The following is a 601-nucleotide window of genomic DNA, read 5'->3' on the forward strand; positions in this document are numbered from 1 at the left end:
ACACCCGAAGTCGGTGAGGTAACCTTTTGGAGCCAGCCGCCGAAGGTGGGACAGATGATTGGGGTGAAGTCGTAACAAGGTATCCCTACCGGAAGGTGGGGATGGATCACCTCCTTTCTAAGGAGCATTTAGCTCAACTTATTGAATCGAACTTCGCTTTGGCTTTTTTGTTTAGTTTTGAGAGGTTAACCTTTCAACATATAAAGATTTTAATTGTACCTATTCTTTCAATATGGGCCTGTAGCTCAGCTGGTTAGAGCGCACGCCTGATAAGCGTGAGGTCGGTGGTTCGAGTCCACTCAGGCCCACCATATTGATTTTTTGGGGCCTTAGCTCAGCTGGGAGAGCGCCTGCTTTGCACGCAGGAGGTCAGCGGTTCGATCCCGCTAGGCTCCACCAATGATTTAATTTGACCTTTGAAAACTGGATAACGAAAATGAATGAATCACCGGTTTATCTACAGAATTGGATGTAAATCCAAGGAAGAGTGAACCGAGTGTCTTAGAATAGGCCAAGTAACACAAGACGCCAATTGTTTATCTCCTTTGAAAGAAGGAAGGACAAGAGTGGTTAAGCTAGAAAGGGCGCACGGTGAATGCCT

The 601-nt window shown here is 46.4% G+C and carries 2 tRNA genes and 1 rRNA gene; all 3 read left to right on the top strand.

Annotation, left to right across the window (positions count from 1 at the left end):
* Positions 1 to 117: ribosomal RNA gene (locus CR194_RS20075) — 16S ribosomal RNA — on the top strand; the annotation flags it as partial.
* A gap of 117 nt (positions 118 to 234) precedes the next feature.
* Positions 235 to 311 (top strand) — tRNA-Ile (locus CR194_RS20080).
* A 12-nt stretch (positions 312 to 323) separates the two neighbouring features.
* Positions 324 to 399 (top strand) — tRNA-Ala (locus CR194_RS20085).
* Positions 400 to 601 lie beyond the last annotated feature (202 nt).

This window comes from Salipaludibacillus keqinensis, from assembly GCF_003226325.1.
In the GTDB taxonomy this organism is placed as follows: Bacteria; Bacillota; Bacilli; order Bacillales; family Salisediminibacteriaceae; genus Salipaludibacillus; species Salipaludibacillus keqinensis.